Annotated in this window: 13 protein-coding genes; all 13 read left to right on the top strand. The window is 63.5% G+C overall.

The window, feature by feature from the left end:
- Positions 1-49 precede the first annotated feature (49 nt).
- The 13 genes from AC11W3_RS21330 (at position 50) to hypD (ending at position 14,779) form a co-directional block, all read left to right on the top strand.
- The gene (locus AC11W3_RS21330) at positions 50-1,432 is read left to right on the top strand and encodes a sigma-54-dependent transcriptional regulator (RefSeq protein WP_484093736.1); all 1,383 of its coding nucleotides are present in this window, start codon (positions 50-52) and stop codon (positions 1,430-1,432) included.
- Entirely contained in the window at positions 1,429-3,384 is a 1,956-nt protein-coding gene (locus tag AC11W3_RS21325; RefSeq protein ID WP_484091697.1) for an ATP-binding protein, read from the top strand. Before AC11W3_RS21330 ends, AC11W3_RS21325 begins: the two co-directional genes overlap by 4 nt.
- A gap of 236 nt (positions 3,385-3,620) precedes the next feature.
- Entirely contained in the window at positions 3,621-3,953 is a 333-nt protein-coding gene (locus AC11W3_RS21320) for a hydrogenase maturation nickel metallochaperone HypA/HybF (protein WP_484091698.1), read from the top strand.
- Positions 3,954-4,131: 178 nt separating this feature from the next.
- Positions 4,132-5,250: a hydrogenase small subunit gene (locus AC11W3_RS21315; RefSeq protein ID WP_484093735.1), complete on the top strand. Its 1,119-nt coding sequence runs from the start codon at positions 4,132-4,134 to the stop codon at positions 5,248-5,250.
- A complete protein-coding gene (hybA, locus tag AC11W3_RS21310; RefSeq protein ID WP_484091700.1) occupies positions 5,234-6,160 on the top strand; it encodes a hydrogenase 2 operon protein HybA in 927 nt (308 codons plus the stop codon). The genes AC11W3_RS21315 and hybA overlap by 17 nt, the downstream gene beginning before the upstream one ends.
- The gene (gene hybB / locus AC11W3_RS21305) at positions 6,160-7,518 is read left to right on the top strand and encodes a Ni/Fe-hydrogenase cytochrome b subunit (protein WP_484091701.1); all 1,359 of its coding nucleotides are present in this window, start codon (positions 6,160-6,162) and stop codon (positions 7,516-7,518) included. Before hybA ends, hybB begins: the two co-directional genes overlap by 1 nt.
- Before the next feature lie 18 nt (positions 7,519-7,536).
- Positions 7,537-9,219, top strand: a complete 1,683-nt coding sequence (locus AC11W3_RS21300) for a nickel-dependent hydrogenase large subunit (protein WP_484091702.1) — start codon at positions 7,537-7,539, stop codon at positions 9,217-9,219.
- Positions 9,220-9,359: 140 nt separating this feature from the next.
- Positions 9,360-9,845, top strand: coding sequence for a HyaD/HybD family hydrogenase maturation endopeptidase (locus tag AC11W3_RS21295; protein ID WP_484091703.1), 486 nt, complete (start codon positions 9,360-9,362; stop codon positions 9,843-9,845).
- A gap of 54 nt (positions 9,846-9,899) precedes the next feature.
- Positions 9,900-10,067: a twin-arginine translocase TatA/TatE family subunit gene (locus AC11W3_RS21290; protein ID WP_484091704.1), complete on the top strand. Its 168-nt coding sequence runs from the start codon at positions 9,900-9,902 to the stop codon at positions 10,065-10,067.
- A gap of 107 nt (positions 10,068-10,174) precedes the next feature.
- Complete coding sequence (hypB, locus tag AC11W3_RS21285) at positions 10,175-11,005, top strand: hydrogenase nickel incorporation protein HypB (RefSeq protein WP_484093734.1); 831 nt, start codon at positions 10,175-10,177, stop codon at positions 11,003-11,005.
- A 17-nt stretch (positions 11,006-11,022) separates the two neighbouring features.
- The gene (gene hypF, locus AC11W3_RS21280; RefSeq protein ID WP_484091710.1) at positions 11,023-13,317 is read left to right on the top strand and encodes a carbamoyltransferase HypF; all 2,295 of its coding nucleotides are present in this window, start codon (positions 11,023-11,025) and stop codon (positions 13,315-13,317) included.
- A gap of 146 nt (positions 13,318-13,463) precedes the next feature.
- Positions 13,464-13,694, top strand: a complete 231-nt coding sequence (locus AC11W3_RS21275; RefSeq protein ID WP_484091706.1) for a HypC/HybG/HupF family hydrogenase formation chaperone — start codon at positions 13,464-13,466, stop codon at positions 13,692-13,694.
- The gene (gene hypD / locus AC11W3_RS21270) at positions 13,691-14,779 is read left to right on the top strand and encodes a hydrogenase formation protein HypD (protein ID WP_484091707.1); all 1,089 of its coding nucleotides are present in this window, start codon (positions 13,691-13,693) and stop codon (positions 14,777-14,779) included. Before AC11W3_RS21275 ends, hypD begins: the two co-directional genes overlap by 4 nt.
- Positions 14,780-14,789: the final 10 nt, after the last annotated feature.

Genomic DNA, 14,789 nt, shown 5'->3' with positions numbered 1-14,789 from the left:
CTGGCTGGAGGGGGGCGGCGACACGCATGTGATTACGGCAGGAGCAGCGATGGCACAGGGAAAGATACTGATCTGCGACGACGAGGAAGGGATCCTCACCTATCTCAACAAGCTTTTCAAGTCCCAGGGATACGTGGTGGAGACCTTCACTGACGGCAATGCACTCCTCGCCCGGCTCAAAGACGCCGACGGGCTTGATGCGGACCTGCTGCTGCAGGACGTGCGGATGCCGGACATAGACGGGATCTCCGTCCTGCGGGAGGTCAAGAAGCTCAAGCCGAACCTCGCCGTCATCGTCATGACCGCTTTCGGGACCATCGATGCCGCCGTGGAGGCCATCAAGCTGGGCGCCTATGATTATGTCACCAAGCCCTTCCCGAAGGAGAAGATCCTGGGAATGATCAGGAACGCCCTGGAGAAGGAGCAGCTGCTCCAGGAGAACCTCGCGCTGAAATCGGAACTGGAAAAGCCGATCCTCCAGGAGACCATCGTCTTCAAGAGCCCCGCCTTCCGGGAGATCTATGACATGACGCTGCAGGTGGCGGCGAGCGAGGCCAACATCCTGATCCTCGGCGAGTCGGGAACCGGGAAGGAACTCATTGCCGGAGCACTGCACTACAACAGCCTGCGCAGGGATGGGCGCTTCTTGTCGATAAACTGCGCAGCCCTCACGGAGAGCCTCCTGGAGAGCCAGCTCTTCGGCCACGTCAAGGGCGCCTTCACCGCCGCCAACACCATGAACAAGGGGCTCCTGCAGGAGGCCGACGGAGGCACCCTCTTCCTCGACGAGATCGGCGACATGAGCCTCTCGATCCAGGCGAAGCTCCTCCGGGTGATCCAGCAGGGCGACTTCATACCGGTCGGTGCGACCAAGCCGATCACGGTCGATATCCGTTTCGTGGCGGCGACCAACAAGAACCTGGAGAATGAGGTGCGCCGGGGAAATTTCCGCGAGGATCTGTTCTACCGCCTCAACGTGATCAGCATCCCGCTTCCTCCGCTCAGGGAGCGCCGGGAGGACGTGAAGCCTTTGGCCGAGCACTTCCTCAAGAAATATTCCTTGAAGATCAAGAAGAAGGTAACTTCCATCTCGGCCGATGCTTTCAAGCTCCTGGTCGATTACGCCTGGCCCGGAAACATTCGCGAACTCGAGAATGTCATGGAGCGCGCCGTGATCCTGGCCCGTTCCGGGAGCGTCACCGCGAAGGAGCTCCCCATCTGGAAGAAGGACCCCGATGCCCCGCAGCAGCGTGTCTCTGCGCCGGTTAGCGCGGAGGCGCTGGTCTCGCTGGAGAACATGGAGCGGGATCATATCGCCCGCACCCTGGCAGGCACCGGGTATCACAAGAGCCGGTCTGCCGAAATCCTCGGTATCTCGCGCCGCACCCTGGACCGCAAGATAGCCGAGTACTGCATCGTCATTCCCGAATGAGACTCTCCGAACTCCGTTTCCCCATCAAGACCAAGCTGACGGTGGCCACCCTGATTCCGCTTGTGGTCTCTATCTTCTTCTGTTTCCTGGCCGGGATGTTCATCCTCAACGCCAGGATTGCCGGCCAGGCGCGGGAGAAGGCCCGTAACGACCTGAACGTGGCCAGGGAAGCCTACCAGAACGAACTCTCCCGCATTTGCGACGTGGTCAGGTTCACCGCCGCCATCGGCTCTACCGCTCCGGCAGTCGAGAGCTGCAACCGGGAGGCCCTGGCGGAAGTCATCGCTCCGGTCCGCCTCAATGAGCATCTCGATATCATGACCGCGGTAGACGGCTCCGGGAGGGTTGTCTATCGAGCGACCAATCCCTTTCTTTACGGCGACACCCTGAGCGGAGACGCCTTCGTGGCCCGTGCCCTCAAAGGTGAGACCGTCACCGGAAGCAGCGTGGTGCCGTGGTCCCGGCTCTCCCGGGAAGGGGCGGCGCTCGTGCAGAAGGCCCGGGTCGGGGCCGGGGGCGAAACTGCCGGAGGGCTTTTCCTCATGGTGGCCGTGCCGGTCAGGGATCGGGCGGGGACCGTGTCGGGTGCCATCTGCGGCGGGGTGCTCCTCAACAACAACCACTCCCTGCTCGATAAGATCAGGGGGGTCGTCTACGAGGGGGAAAAATCCCAGGGGCGGGAAGTAGGAAAGGCGAGCGTTTATCTCGGCGGGGTCCGGGTTGCCGGCGACACCGCATCCTCGAAGGGGAAAGGGACGATCGGCGACCAGCTCCCCGGCGAAGTCTACCGCAGGGTTCTCCTCGCCGACGCCAGTTGGGTGGAGCTCTCCACCATCGATGGCGACCCTTACCTCACCGCCTACCATCCGATCAGGTCCCTGCAGGGTGTGCCGATCGGCGCCCTCTATGTCGGCATGAAGGAGAGCGAGTACTCTTCCGGCACGACCAACATGGCCCTGCTGCTGAGTACCGTGGTGCTCTTGAGCGGGCTGATCGGGGTGGCGGTCTCGGGGATGCTGGGGGGACGGCTGGCCCAGCCGGTCAAGGAGCTCGCCACCCTGGCCCGGCGCCTTACTGCCGGGGAGAGAGACGTGCGGACCGACATCGTTTCCAGGGACGAGATCGGCGACCTGGCCTGGAGCTTCAATGAGATGAGCCGCTCCCTCATGGAGCGCGAGGACCGGATCATCGAGCTGAACCGCGACCTTGAGCGCAAGGTCGAGCTGCGCACGGCAGAGCTCGAGGAGAACAACAGGCTGCTGGTACAGACCCGGGAGGAGCTTTTGCGGGTGGAGAAGCTCGCCGCCATCGGGGAGTTGGCCGCCGGCGTCGCCCACGAGATCAACAACCCGATGGCGATCATCAGGGGCAATACCGAGCTTTTGCAACTCGCCCTTCCGGAGAAGGATCCCAACCGCGAGGAGGTCGATACCATCTTCACCCAGGTGAAGCGCGTGGAACGGATCGTGGCGAACCTGCTGAAGTTCGCCCGCCAGGAGCGCCGGGAGCAGGGGACTGTGGAGCTGAACGTCCTGCTGCACGAGATCGTGGGACAGATCCGTCACCAGGAACCGCTGGAAGGGATCACGGTGAGGGAGCATTACGCCGCGGAAGTGGCTCTCGTTTCCGGGGACAGCGGGCAGCTGCGCCAGGTCTTCACCAACCTGGTACTGAACGCGGTGCAGGCGATGCAGAGCGGCGGCGTGCTGACGGTGGAGAGCCTGCCCGGGCCGCAAGAAGGGGCTTTCCAGGTGCGGGTTTCCGACACCGGCATGGGGATCCCGGCCGAGAACCTGAACCAGATTTTCAACCCCTTCTTTACCACCAAGTCCACCGGCACGGGGCTGGGGCTCTCGGTCTCGTACGGGATAGTGAAGGAGCATGGCGGCTCGATCGAGGTGGCCGGCACCTCGGAGGACGGCACCACCTTCTGCGTGACGCTGCCGAGCTAGCTCCGTTCTCGCCCCACCCCCTGACCCCCTCCCGCAAGGGGAGGGGGGATTTCATGCAGGGGCAGGGCGGATCTCCACCGGCGAAGGAACGTCACTCTCACCGCCACGACAGGCTCCCTCTCCCCCCGGGAGAGGGAAGGGGTGAGGGCCGCTGCCCCGGCGACGGGAGGGCGGCCGTACCTGCGGCACGGTTCGTGTAGGCCGGACCCGATTACAGCAGAGACCAGGAGGAGACGATGCACGAAATGTCGATAACGCAAAGTGTGGTCGAGCTCTGCGAGGAGAATGCCGGGGGGCGGCGGGTGCTGTCGGTGCTGCTGCAGATCGGGCTCCTCTCGGGGGTGGTCCCGGAGAGCATCGAGTTCTGCTTCGAGGCCTGCTCCATGGGCACCCTCCTCGAGGGCGCGCGCCTGGAGATGGACCTGGTGGCGGGGGAGGGGAAGTGCTCCTCCTGCGGGGAACGAAGTCCCGTCGACAACCTCTTCGATCCCTGCCCCCGCTGCGGCGCCCTCGGCCTCGAGATCGTGGCCGGCCAGGAACTGAGGGTCAAGGAGCTGGAGATAGAGTAGCGCATCGAGACAAAAGGATACAAAAATCGAGACAGAAGGATACATTTTCCGGCGGCGCCCCACTCTTTGTGGCGGCGCCCTTTTTTTATGTATACGTGTTTACGGTGTTTTTTGGAATTTCGTATTCGCCGGCACGGGTGTTGCTCATTAAGGGCGACTAGATTCTCCGGGAGGTGGTATGAAAGACACTGAAATGTTTTGTGAAGGAGTGACGCGAAGGAGTTTCATGAAGACCTGCATGGCGCTGACGGCCATGATGGGGCTTCCTTTTGGTATGCACACCAAGGTCGCCGAGGCTATCGAGAAGAGCAGCGGGAACCCTTCGGTGATCTGGCTCCATTTCCAGGAATGCACGGGGTGCTCGGAGTCGCTTTTGCGCTCGACCCACCCGACCATTTCCACGCTGATCCTGGACCAGATCTCCCTCGACTATCATGAGACCCTCATGGCCGGATCCGGCGCCCAGGCCGAAAAGGCCCTGCACGACTCGATGAAGGCCAACCACGGCAAGTACATCCTGGTGGTGGAAGGGGCCATACCGACCAAGCAGAACGGCATCTTCTGCAAGGTGTCGGGCAAGACCGCACTCGAGTCGCTGCAGCACGCGGCGCAGGGGGCGGCGGCCATCATCTGCATCGGCAGCTGCTCAAGCTACGGCGGCATCCAGGCGGCCGCGCCGAACCCGACCGGAGCGGTCGGCGTGCGCGACATCATCAAGGACAAGCCGATCATCAATATCCCGGGCTGCCCCCCGAGCCCCTACAACTTCCTCTCCACCGTACTCTACTACCTGACCTTCAAGAAGATTCCCGATCTGGACGACCTCGGCCGCCCGAAGTTCGCCTACGGCAGGAAGATCCACGAGCACTGCGAAAGGCGTCCCCATTTCGACGCCGGCCGCTTCGCCCAGGGCTACGGCCATCCCACCCACGCCCAGGGGTTCTGCCTCTACAAGCTCGGCTGCAAGGGACCCGCGACCTACGCCAACTGCTCGGTCCAGCGCTTCAACGACGTCGGCGTCTGGCCGGTCTCGGTCGGCCATCCCTGCATCGGCTGCACCGAACCGAGCATCCTCTTCCAGAAGGCGATCGCCGAGAAGGTGCAGATCCACGAGCCGACCCCGTTCGACAGCTATGCACCTGTCGACCTGAAGGAGAAGGGGAAAGGACCCGATCCGCTGACCACCGGTTTCGTCGGCCTTGCCGCCGGCACCGCGCTGGGCGCGGGCGTCATGCTGGCCAAGAAGCTTCCTTCGGGAGAGGCCGGGCGGGAGGGGCACGATGAAGAAACAAAGTAGGCGCGACTTTCTGAAGTCGGTCGCGGGGTGCGCCGGGGTGCTGGCCGGCTCGGCCGCCGCTGCCGGCGCCAACGAAGGGCTCAAGGTCAACAACGAGGAGCTGGGGATGCTCTACGACGCCACCAAGTGCGTCGGCTGCAAGGCCTGCATGGCGGCCTGCAAGAGGGTCAACTCCGACTACGGGAGCCTCTCCTACGAGAAGGCCGGCTTCGACAGCGACGGCCTCTGGGACGCCCCGAGCGACCTCTCCGGGAGCACCCGCACCCTGATCAAGCTCTTCAAGGAGTCCGAGCACCACTGGAGCTACGTGAAGTACTCCTGCATGCACTGCCAGAAACCGTCCTGCGTCTCGGTCTGCCCGGTGTCGGCCATGACCAAGGAGAAGGTGACCGGCATCGTCGACTACAACAAGAACACCTGCATCGGCTGCCGCTACTGCCAGGTCGCCTGCCCGTACACCATCCCGAAGTTCCAGTGGGAGAAGGCGATCCCGCAGATCGTGAAGTGCGACCTGTGCAAGAACACCAACCTGCGCGAGAAGGGGATCTCCGCCTGCGCCGAGACCTGCCCGACCGGGGCCATCAAGTTCGGCAAGCGCAAGGACCTCCTCGAGGAGGCCCACAAGAGGCTGGCGGAGACTCCGGACCGTTACCTCTCCCACGTCTACGGCGAGCACGAGGGGGGTGGCACCAACCACCTCTACCTGGCCGCCATGGCCTTCAACAAGCTGGGGCTCCCCGACATCAAGCCCGAGGCGCCGGCGGAATTCTCCGAGAAGATCCAGCACACCATCTACAAGGGCTTCATCGCCCCGGTGGCCCTCTACTCGACCCTGTGCTTCATCGCGGTCAAGAACATGAAGGGGCACGACAAGGGCGGGGATGACTCCCACAAGAAGGAGGATAACTGATGGGTCATAACGAAGAATTTCAGACGCTGGAGGGAAAGATCTTCACCAAGACGTTCTTCATCCTCCTTTTGGTGGTCCTGGTCGGCTTCTTCTTCGTTGGCGTCCGCTACGTCAAGGGGATCGGCGCGGTCTCCAACATGAGCGACGGCTACCCTTGGGGGATCTGGATCACCTATGACGTGGCGACCGGCACCGCCATCGCCTGCGGCGGCTACGCCGTGGCCATCCTGGTCTACATCAGGAACCGCATGCAGTACCACCCGCTGATCCGCTCCGCCATCCTGACCAGCATGTTCGGCTACGGTCTGGCGGGCTTCTCGGTCATGGTCGACCTCGGTCGCCCCTGGAACGCCTACAACTTCTTCATCCCCTCGAAATGGCAGGCGAACTCCGCCATGTTCGAGGTGGCGCTCTGCGTCATGGCCTACTCCACGGTGCTGATCATCGAGTTCATCCCGGCGATCCTGACCACCATCGAGAACAGCAAGTGGGAGCGGATGAAACTGGTGCGCGAGTGGCTCCACCCCCGCATCGCCCCTGACCATGACACCATGATGGGTAAGCTCGAGGCGGTGCGCCTCGGGGCGGCCTGGCTCAAGCCCCGGCTCAACAAGGTGCTGATCTTCTTCATCGTGCTGGGGATCACGCTCCCGACCATGCACCAGTCGTCGCTCGGCTCGCTCCTCCTGATCGCCTCGACCAAGCTGCACCCGCTCTGGCACACCGGCTTTCTGCCGCTCCTGTTCCTTTTGAACTGCGTCTTCATCGGCTACGCCATCGCGATCCTTGAGTCGATCATCTCCTGCTACTGCTTCAGGCGCCCCTACGAGCTCGAGGAGCTCTCCGGCCTGGCCAACCTGATCCCTTACGTGACGGTGATCTGGCTCTGCGTGGTGCTCGGTGACCTGGCCCACCGCGGGCAGATCGGTGCCGCCCTGAAGGGTGATTTCTACTCCGGCTTTTTCCTCACGGAATTCCTGCTGGTGGCGGTCGGATCGCTCATCCTCTTCTTCGATAAGATGAGGAGATCGCCTCGCTGGCTCTTCGTCAGCGCCGCCCTCATCGTCCTGGGCGGAGCCCTCTACCGCTTCAACGTCTACCTGATCGGCTTCAACCCCGGCAAGGGGTGGAGGTACTTCCCCTCCTTCGCCGAGGTCATGATCACGGTCGGCATCGTGGCGCTGGAGATCCTCGGCTACAAGGTCTTCGTCGCTCTCTTCCCGGTACTCCCCAATACCTCCGGGCACGGGGCGGCGGGGCACAAGAAGAAGGCCCAGTCCTCGGCGCCGGCGCCGAAGATCGACCTGCAGCAACCGGCGGTCCAGGGCCAATACAAAACTGCAAACCAGGAATCTTAAATTCAATTGGAGGGATAGATGTCTACTAGAATCACGCTGGATCCCATCACCCGCATCGAAGGCCACCTGCGGGTAGACGTGGAAGTAAACGGCGGCAAGGTCGCCAATGCCTGGTCCTCCGCCCAGATGTGGCGGGGGATCGAGGTGATCCTGAAGGGGCGCGACCCGCAGGATGCCTGGAGCTTCGTGCAGCGCTTTTGCGGGGTCTGCACCACGGTGCACGCCATCTCCTCGATCCGGGCCGTCGAGCACGCCCTGAACGTCGAGGTGCCGCTCAACGCGCAGTACATCAGGAACATCATGATCGCCCAGCACTCGGTGCAGGACCACATCGTGCACTTCTACCACCTCTGCGCCCTGGACTGGGTCGACATCGTCTCGGCCCTTTCGGCCGACCCCAAGAAGACCGCCCAGATCGCCCAGAGCATCTCCGACTGGCCCGGCAACTCCGAGAAGGAGTTCAAGGCGACCCAGGAGAAGCTCAAGTCCTTCGTGGCCGGCGGCAAGCTCGGCATCTTCTCCTCCGGCTACTGGGGCCACCCGGCCATGAAGCTCTCCCCCGAGGTGAACCTGATGGCGGTCACCCACTACCTGAAGGCGCTCGACTACCAGCGCAAGGCCTCCCAGGCCACCGCAATCCTGGGCGGGAAGAACCCGCACATCCAGAACCTGGTGGTGGGCGGCGTGGCCACCGCGGTCAACATCGACAACATGGCGACCCTCAACATGGAGCGTCTGATCTACATGAAGACGCTGATGGAGGAGACCAGGGACTTCGTGCAGAAGGTCTACTATCCCGATCTCCTGGCCATCGCCGGGGCCTACAAGGAGTGGTTCAAGTACGGCGCTGGGGTCACCAACTACATGGCCGTCCCCGAATTCCCCTTGGACTCCAAGGGGACCCAGTTCGCCCTCACCGGCGGCGTGATCACCGCCGGAAACGTGGCCAGCATGCGCCCGATCAAGGATCACCACGACGACTTCCTGATCAGGAACATCAAGGAGAACGTCACCCACGCCTGGTACGAGGGCTCCGGGACGCTGCACCCGTGGGAAGGGGAGACCAAGCCCGAGTACACCGACTTCAAGGAAAACGGCAAGTACTCCTGGTGCAAGGCTCCGACCCTGGATGGCCGCCCCGTGCAGGTGGGCCCGCCGGCCCAGATCCTGGCTGCCTACGTCTCCGGAAATCCCAAGGTGCGCTCGCTCGTTGACGGCGCGGTTTCGAAGCTGGGTATCAAGCTCGGCGACATCCACTCCACCATGGGGAGGATCTTCTGTCGCGGCGCCCGCGCCCACCTGATGGCGGACATCTCGCTGGACAACCTGGACAAGCTGATCAACAACCTCGGTTCCGGGGACAAGACCTACGCGAACCACACCGAGATCCCCTCCGGCGAGTACCGCGGGGTCGGCTTCCATGAGGCGCCGCGCGGCACCCTGTCGCACTGGATCGTGATCAAGGACAAGAAGATCGAGAACTACCAGGCGGTGGTCCCCTCCACCTGGAACGCCGCTCCGAGAAACGACAAGGGCGAACTCGGCCCGTACGAGGCCTCCCTGGTCGGCAATCCCGTGGCGATTCCTGATCAGCCGCTCGAGGTTCTCCGCACCATCCACTCCTTCGACCCGTGCATCGCCTGCGCCGTGCACACCATCGATCCGGAAGGTAAAGAGATCACCAAGGTGAAGGTGATGTAAGTAAAAAGGGTCCCCCTCCCCCAGAGGGAGGGGGTGAGGGGTGGGGGAGGGTGCCATCATCTGTGCTGGTGCCAGCGTCACCCACCCCCCAGCCCCCTCCCGTCAAGGGGAGGGGGAGATTGACGCATCTTGGAGTCCTTATGCAAATCCTCATTTACGGCGCCGGCAACCTGATCCTCTCGGATGAAGGTTTCGGCGTCCATTTCGTAAGATACCTGGAAGAGTTCTACCAGATCCCGGAGAACGTCGAACTCTACGACGGAGGCACCCTTGGCATCATGGTCCACTTCAAGTTCGAGGAGGCCGACAAGGTCATCCTGGTCGACGTGGTGGATGCGGCCGGAGAAGCGGGTGACATCTTCCGCTACGACCGCGAGGAGATCATGCTGAAGCGGATCCCGGTGAAGATGTCGCCGCACCAGATCGGCCTGCAGGAGATGCTGCTCCTCGGGGAGATGCGGGATGCGCCGAAGTCGGACCTTACCTTCTTCGGCATCATACCGGCCTCGCTCGACCCCGGCGACACCCTCTCTCCTCCCCTGCAGCTGGGGCTGGAAAGGGTGGCCTCCCTTGTGGTCGAGGAGCTGGCGTCGGTCGGGATCGAACTCCTGCCGAAAACGCTGTGATCAAGGAAATCGCTTCCGGGCCGGTAACACCCCGGAGCGCCAAAAGGAGAAGTTATGTTTGGATTTGGTTTGCCGGAGATGTGCATCGTCCTGGCCATCGTCCTCATCGTTGCCGGACCGAGCAAGCTGCCCCAGTTCGGGCAGGCGCTGGGGAGCAGCATCAAGGGGTTCAAGAAGGCCGTCCAGGACAATGAAGTGATAAAAATAGACGAAAAGCCGTAGGCTCGGGTCTCCCCGCATTCAGGGGAGGTTCCTTGACCTTTGGGGACGGTGCGGTAGGCTCATTAGACCTGTCACGCCGACCGGATATCGAAGAGGGAGATAGTAACATGTGCACGACTTGCGGCTGCCCCGGCTCCACCCATGACGATGAGGGCCATGAGCACCACCACGGCCACGACCACGGTTCCGGCCATCACCACCACGCCCCCCACGCGCACCATCATGAGAAGCATCACCACCATCATCATGAGAATGAGGAGGGGGCCGGAAAGCGGGCCGGCGTGAAGCTGCAGGTCGAGACCGATATCCTGGCCAAGAACGATCGCATGGCGCAGGGTAACCGCAGGCTCTTCAAGGAGAAGGGGCTCTTCGTGCTGAACCTGGTGAGCTCCCCCGGTTCCGGGAAGACCACCATCCTTGAGCGCACGCTGAAGGACAACGCCGCCGACTGCCGATGCGCCGTCATCGAGGGGGACCAGCAGACCGATAACGACGCCGTCCGCATTGCCGCCACCGGCGTACCGGTGAAGCAGATCAACACCGGCGCGGGGTGTCACCTGGACGCTCACATGGTGCTGCACGCCAGCGAGCATCTCGACCTGGACCGGTTGGACCTGCTGCTGATCGAGAACGTCGGCAATCTCGTCTGCCCCGCCTCCTTCGATCTGGGCGAGCATCACAAGGTGGTCGTCCTGAGCGTCACCGAAGGGGAGGACAAGCCCCTCAAGTACCCGCAGATGTTCCACGCCGCGACCGTCATGCTGCTCAACAAGGTCGACCTCCTCCCCCATCTCGACTTCGACGTGGAGAAATGCAAGGAGATGGCTCGCAGGGTCTCTCCCGGCATCACCATCTTCGAGGTATCCAGCCGCAGCGGCGAAGGGATGGACCGGTGGTACGACTGGTTGAGGGCAGGGGTCACCGGGGCGAAGGTCTAGAGTTGCTCGCCCGCGGGTTGCAGGCACTGACGGAGAGGGGGCGGCTTCAGGTCGAGGTTGCCGGCATCGTGCAGGGGGTAGGATTTCGCCCCTTCGTCTATCGTCTCGCCCAGCGCCTCGGCCTTTGCGGCTGGGTCCGGAACAGCGGCCGCGGAGTCGATATCGAGGTGGAAGGGGAATCGCCGGCCCTGCAACACTTTCTGGACGCCCTGAGGGAGGAGGCCCCCCCGCTGGCATCCATATCCCGCCTCACCGTGCTGAGCCTCGCCCCGGAACATGCGGCAGGGTTCACCATAGTCGAGAGTTCCCGGGCCGCGGGAGGGGGCGAGCTTCCGCCTGATTGCGATGTCTGCGACGACTGCCTCGCCGAGTTCTGGGACCCGTCCAACCGCCGCCATCTCTACCCGTTCATCAACTGCACCAACTGCGGTCCCCGCTACTCCATCATCACCGGCCTTCCCTATGATCGCCCCGCCACCACCATGGCGCCCTTCGAGATGTGCCCGGAGTGTCTCGGGGAATACCACGATCCGGGCCACCGCCGCTTCCATGCCCAGCCCAACGCCTGCCCCGTCTGCGGACCGCGCCTGCGCCTCTGCGATCCTCAAGGCCGGGAGCTCCCGGGGGACCCCCTGGCGCAGGCACTTTCGGCCCTGAGGCGCGGTGAGATCGTGGCGGTGAAAGGGGTGGGCGGTTTTCATCTTGCCGTCGACGCTTCCAACAGGACGGCGGTGCGGCGGCTGAGGAGCAGGAAGGAGCGCGACGAGAAACCCTTCGCCTTGCTTCTCCCCGACCTCGATGGAGTCAGGCGGATTGCCTGCTGCGGCCCCATCGAGGCTCGTCTGCTAGCCGGAAGCGAGCGGCCGGTGGTGCTGCTGCCGAAGCTTGACCAGGACCTGGTCGCGCCGGAGGTGGCCCCGGGAAACCACTGGTACGGGGTCATGCTCCCCTCGACTCCGCTGCAGCACCTCCTCTTCAAGGACCAGCGCAGGCCGCTGGTCATGACCAGCGGCAACCTTTCCGGCCATCCCATCGCCTACCGTGATGAGGAAGCCTTCCGGAGCCTGGGCGGAATCGCAGATCTCTTTCTCACCCACGACCGCGAGATCAGGACCCGCAGCGATGACTCGGTGATAAGGGTCTTTCGGGGCGAGCCGCTATTCCTGCGACGTTCGCGGGGCTACGTCCCCCGCGGGGTGAAGCTCCCTGCTGAACTCCCGAAGGTGCTGGCTCTGGGCGGTGAGCTGAAAAGCGCCTTCTGTCTCACCCGCGGCGACCGTGCCTTCATGAGCCAGCACATCGGCGACCTGACCAACACCGAGACCCTGGTGAGCCTGGAGGAGAGCATCACGCACCTGCAGCGCCTCCTGGAAGTGGAGCCGGAGCTGGTCGTCCACGACCTGCACCCCGATTACCTCTCCACCTCGCTGGCGGAGAGGCTGGCCAAGCCGCGCCTGGCTGTCCAGCACCATCACGCCCACCTCGCATCATGCATGGCCGAGAACGGGCTTGGCGGGGAAACGATCGGTGTCATCTTCGACGGCACCGGATACGGCCCCGACGGCACGATCTGGGGAGGGGAGTTCCTCGTCGGCGGCTATCACGGATTTAAACGGCGAGGCCACCTCTCACACCTGCGCATGCCCGGAGGCGATGCCGCGGTTCGGGAGCCGTACAGGATGGCGCTCTCCGCGCTGCACTCGATCTACGGTGGCGAGCTCTTCGATAAGGGGTTGCCGGTGCTGGAGCGGGTGCCGCCGGGGCAGCGGGGGATTTTCCTGAAGATGCTGGAGCGCGGCATCAACTCTCCCGTTACCTCCAGCTGCGGCCGCCTTTTCGATGCCGTGGCAGCCATTATCGGCCTGAGGTCGCAGGTGAATTATGAGGGGCAGGCCGCCATGGAGCTGGAGGCACTGGCCGAGCGGGGCCTGGCGGAGGATCGTTACCCGCACCTGATCCACGACCGGGAGTGTCTCGAACTCGATCTTCTCCCGTGCATCGAGGCGATCTGCGGCGATGTAGCCGCCGGGAGGGCGGTGTCCGATATCGCGGCGGCCTTTCACTTCACCCTGGCGGGAGCGGTGGTGGAGGTCTGCGAGCGGGTGCGAAGGGAGAGCGGGCTGGCGCGGGTAGTCCTCTCCGGCGGCGTCTTCCAGAACAAGCTCTTCACCGAAAAGGTGGCGGCTTCCCTGGCCGGGGCCGGTTTCCAGGTCTTCTGCCACCGCCTGGTTCCTCCCAACGACGGCGGACTGGCGCTGGGGCAGGCGGTCATCGCTGCTCATGCCCTTCAGAAGAAACGCGCGGCGAAATAACATCCGCGCCCAGGAAAACGAGAAATAACGCCAGCCCCGATAATGTCGCCTCCCCCTTCCAGGTGGGCGGATCCCGATTAGGTTCGCTACTTTTCAACGGAAAGGACAGGGCGGGGGACCGGTTTCAACGAATAAAGGAGTACCTTATGTGCGTCGGAGTTCCCATGCAGGTGATATCGATCGAAGGGGATAACGCCCTTGCCGAGATCGACGGGGTCAAGCGCGAGGCAAGCCTCATGCTGCTGGACCGGGAAGTGGCGGTGGGTGATTATGTCATCGTACACGCCGGATTCGCCATCTCGAGACTGGATGAGCAGGAGGCTCTGGAGACCCTGGAGTTGATGCGGGAGGCTTTTTCACCGGAGGAGATGGGATGAAGTACCAGGAGCAATTCCGCGAGAAGGCCCTGGTGCAGGGGTTGGCCCGGAGTATCGCCTCTCTCGCAAAAGGGAAGGGCCCCTTCACCTTCATGGAGGTCTGCGGCACCCATACCATGGCGATCTACCAGTACGGGCTGCGCCAGCTCATGCCGCCCGAGGTGCGTCTCGTTTCGGGGCCCGGCTGTCCGGTCTGCGTCACCCCCAACGGCTATCTCGATCGTGCCATTGCCTTGAGCAGGCTCCCCGGGGGCATCGTAGCCAGCTTCGGAGACATGCTGAGGGTCCCCGGGTCGTCCTCCTCCCTCATGCGTGAGCGAGCGAAAGGGGCCGATATCCGGGTGGTTTATTCACCCCTGGACGCGGTACAGCTCGCCGTGAAGAATCCGGATAAGCGGGTGATATTTCTCGGCGTCGGCTTCGAGACCACCGCTCCGACCATTGCCGGGAGCATCCTCGCTGCCGGCAAGCTCGGCCTGGACAACTACCGGGTGCTTGCCTCGCACAAGACCATGCCGCAGCCAATGAGCATCCTCTCCGCCGATCCCGACCTCGCCATCGACGGTTATCTTTGTCCCGCCCACGTAAGCGCCGTCATCGGCGCCGATGCCTACCGTCCTCTCTGCGAGAGCTACCGCGTACCCTGTGTCGTCACCGGCTTCGAGCCGGCCGACGTGATGCAGGGGGTGGAGATGCTGGTGCGCCAGGCGCTGGCGGGCGAGAGCAAGGTGGAGATACAGTATTCACGAGTGGTGAGCAGGCAGGGTAATGCCAAGGCCCAGCAGGTCCTGGCGGAGGTCTTCGAGGAGTGCGATGCCGACTGGCGCGGTATCGGCACGCTCCCCGGCAGCGGCCTGAGGATAAGGGAGCGGTATGCGGCCTTCGATGCGGAGCGGACCATTCCGGTCGAGGTGGAGGAACTCAAGGAGCACAAGGGGTGCCAGTGCGGGGAGATCCTGAAGGGAAAGGTGGCGCCGTTCGACTGCCCCCTCTTCGGCAAGAGCTGCACCCCCGAGAGCCCCGTCGGCGCCTGCATGGTTTCCTCCGAGGGGAGCTGCGCCGCCGCGTACAAGTATGGCAGGTGACACACGTTGC

Source organism: Geomonas sp., from assembly GCF_056994735.1.
Note: the sequence above shows the minus strand (reverse complement) of the source record. Positions and strands in the feature narration are given on the sequence as shown.

Bases quoted from the DNA above. Each gene is read 5' to 3' on its own strand.
- AC11W3_RS21290 (WP_484091704.1), top strand. From the start codon at position 9,900: ATGTTTGGATTTGGTTTGCCGGAGATGTGCATCGTCCTGGCCATCGTC.
- hypD (WP_484091707.1), top strand. From the start codon at position 13,691: ATGAAGTACCAGGAGCAATTCCGCGAGAAGGCCCTGGTGCAGGGGTTG.
- hypB (WP_484093734.1), top strand. From the start codon at position 10,175: ATGTGCACGACTTGCGGCTGCCCCGGCTCCACCCATGACGATGAGGGC.
- AC11W3_RS21295 (WP_484091703.1), top strand. From the start codon at position 9,360: ATGCAAATCCTCATTTACGGCGCCGGCAACCTGATCCTCTCGGATGAA.
- AC11W3_RS21325 (WP_484091697.1), top strand. From the start codon at position 1,429: ATGAGACTCTCCGAACTCCGTTTCCCCATCAAGACCAAGCTGACGGTG.
- AC11W3_RS21330 (WP_484093736.1), top strand. From the start codon at position 50: ATGGCACAGGGAAAGATACTGATCTGCGACGACGAGGAAGGGATCCTC.
- AC11W3_RS21275 (WP_484091706.1), top strand. From the start codon at position 13,464: ATGTGCGTCGGAGTTCCCATGCAGGTGATATCGATCGAAGGGGATAAC.
- hybB (WP_484091701.1), top strand. From the start codon at position 6,160: ATGGGTCATAACGAAGAATTTCAGACGCTGGAGGGAAAGATCTTCACC.
- AC11W3_RS21315 (WP_484093735.1), top strand. From the start codon at position 4,132: ATGAAAGACACTGAAATGTTTTGTGAAGGAGTGACGCGAAGGAGTTTC.
- hybA (WP_484091700.1), top strand. From the start codon at position 5,234: ATGAAGAAACAAAGTAGGCGCGACTTTCTGAAGTCGGTCGCGGGGTGC.
- AC11W3_RS21300 (WP_484091702.1), top strand. From the start codon at position 7,537: ATGTCTACTAGAATCACGCTGGATCCCATCACCCGCATCGAAGGCCAC.
- AC11W3_RS21320 (WP_484091698.1), top strand. From the start codon at position 3,621: ATGCACGAAATGTCGATAACGCAAAGTGTGGTCGAGCTCTGCGAGGAG.